The following is a 2,097-nucleotide window of genomic DNA, read 5'->3' as shown; positions in this document are numbered from 1 at the left end:
TTAGAAGTGAGAATGCCGGTATGAGTAGCGAAAGACGGGTGAGAATCCCGTCCACCGAATGCCTAAGGTTTCCTGAGGAAGGCTCGTCCGCTCAGGGTTAGTCAGGACCTAAGCCGAGGCCGACAGGCGTAGGCGATGGACAACAGGTTGATATTCCTGTACCACCTCTTTATCGTTTGAGCAATGGAGGGACGCAGAAGGATAGAAGAAGCGTGCGATTGGTTGTGCACGTCCAAGCAGTTAGGCTGATAAGTAGGCAAATCCGCTTATCGTGAAGGCTGAGCTGTGATGGGGAAGCTCCTTATGGAGCGAAGTCTTTGATTCCCCGCTGCCAAGAAAAGCTTCTAGCGAGATAAAAGGTGCCTGTACCGCAAACCGACACAGGTAGGCGAGGAGAGAATCCTAAGGTGTGCGAGAGAACTCTGGTTAAGGAACTCGGCAAAATGACCCCGTAACTTCGGGAGAAGGGGTGCTTTCTTAACGGAAAGCCGCAGTGAATAGGCCCAAGCGACTGTTTAGCAAAAACACAGCTCTCTGCGAAGCCGTAAGGCGAAGTATAGGGGGTGACACCTGCCCGGTGCTGGAAGGTTAAGGAGAGGGGTTAGCGTAAGCGAAGCTCTGAACTGAAGCCCCAGTAAACGGCGGCCGTAACTATAACGGTCCTAAGGTAGCGAAATTCCTTGTCGGGTAAGTTCCGACCCGCACGAAAGGTGTAACGATTTGGGCACTGTCTCAACCAGAGACTCGGTGAAATTATAGTACCTGTGAAGATGCAGGTTACCCGCGACAGGACGGAAAGACCCCGTGGAGCTTTACTGTAGCCTGATATTGAATTTTGGTACAGTTTGTACAGGATAGGCGGGAGCCATTGAAACCGGAGCGCTAGCTTCGGTGGAGGCGCTGGTGGGATACCGCCCTGACTGTATTGAAATTCTAACCTACGGGTCTTATCGACCCGGGAGACAGTGTCAGGTGGGCAGTTTGACTGGGGCGGTCGCCTCCTAAAGTGTAACGGAGGCGCCCAAAGGTTCCCTCAGAATGGTTGGAAATCATTCGTAGAGTGCAAAGGCATAAGGGAGCTTGACTGCGAGACCTACAAGTCGAGCAGGGACGAAAGTCGGGCTTAGTGATCCGGTGGTTCCGCATGGAAGGGCCATCGCTCAACGGATAAAAGCTACCCCGGGGATAACAGGCTTATCTCCCCCAAGAGTCCACATCGACGGGGAGGTTTGGCACCTCGATGTCGGCTCATCGCATCCTGGGGCTGTAGTCGGTCCCAAGGGTTGGGCTGTTCGCCCATTAAAGCGGTACGCGAGCTGGGTTCAGAACGTCGTGAGACAGTTCGGTCCCTATCCGTCGTGGGCGTAGGAAATTTGAGAGGAGCTGTCCTTAGTACGAGAGGACCGGGATGGACGCACCGCTGGTGTACCAGTTGTTCTGCCAAGGGCATAGCTGGGTAGCTATGTGCGGAAGGGATAAGTGCTGAAAGCATCTAAGCATGAAGCCCCCCTCAAGATGAGATTTCCCATAGCGTAAGCTAGTAAGATCCCTGAAAGATGATCAGGTTGATAGGTTCGAGGTGGAAGCATGGTGACATGTGGAGCTGACGAATACTAATAGATCGAGGACTTAACCATATAATATGTAGCAATGTTATCTAGTTTTGAAGGAATATATATTTAAAATTCCTTTTGACATTCTGAAAAGAATGTGTATAATGATAAAAGTCTGGTAATGATGGCAGAGAGGTCACACCCGTTCCCATACCGAACACGGAAGTTAAGCTCTCTAGCGCCGATGGTAGTTGGGACCTTGTCCCTGTGAGAGTAGGACGTTGCCAGGCTTTTATTATTCCGCAGTAGCTCAGCGGTAGAGCTATCGGCTGTTAACCGATCGGTCGTAGGTTCGATTCCTACCTGCGGAGCCATTATGCTTCCATAGCTCAGCTGGTAGAGTACTTCCATGGTAAGGAAGAGGTCACCGGTTCAAGCCCGGTTGGAAGCTTGGAAAAGTTTTTAAATTTTTGGCCCGTTGGTCAAGTGGTTAAGACACCGCCCTTTCACGGCGGTAACACGGGTTCGAATCCCGTACGGGTCA

Annotated in this window: 3 tRNA genes and 2 rRNA genes; all 5 read left to right on the top strand. The window is 51.5% G+C overall.

What is annotated here, in order from left to right:
* Window positions 1–1,637 (top strand): 23S ribosomal RNA (locus ACO6VI_RS21230); the annotation flags it as partial.
* A gap of 90 nt (window positions 1,638–1,727) precedes the next feature.
* A 5S ribosomal RNA gene (gene rrf, locus ACO6VI_RS21225) occupies window positions 1,728–1,843 on the top strand.
* A gap of 9 nt (window positions 1,844–1,852) precedes the next feature.
* Window positions 1,853–1,927: transfer RNA gene (locus ACO6VI_RS21220), tRNA-Asn, on the top strand.
* A 4-nt stretch (window positions 1,928–1,931) separates the two neighbouring features.
* Window positions 1,932–2,004, top strand: a tRNA-Thr gene (locus ACO6VI_RS21215).
* 21 nt (window positions 2,005–2,025) lie between these two features.
* Window positions 2,026–2,097: transfer RNA gene (locus tag ACO6VI_RS21210), tRNA-Glu, on the top strand.

The organism is Bacillus sp. PSXD-155 (genome assembly GCF_049310765.1).
In the GTDB taxonomy this organism is placed as follows: domain Bacteria; phylum Bacillota; class Bacilli; order Bacillales; family Bacillaceae_G; genus Bacillus_A; species Bacillus_A cereus.
Note: the sequence above shows the minus strand (reverse complement) of the source record. Positions and strands in the feature narration are given on the sequence as shown.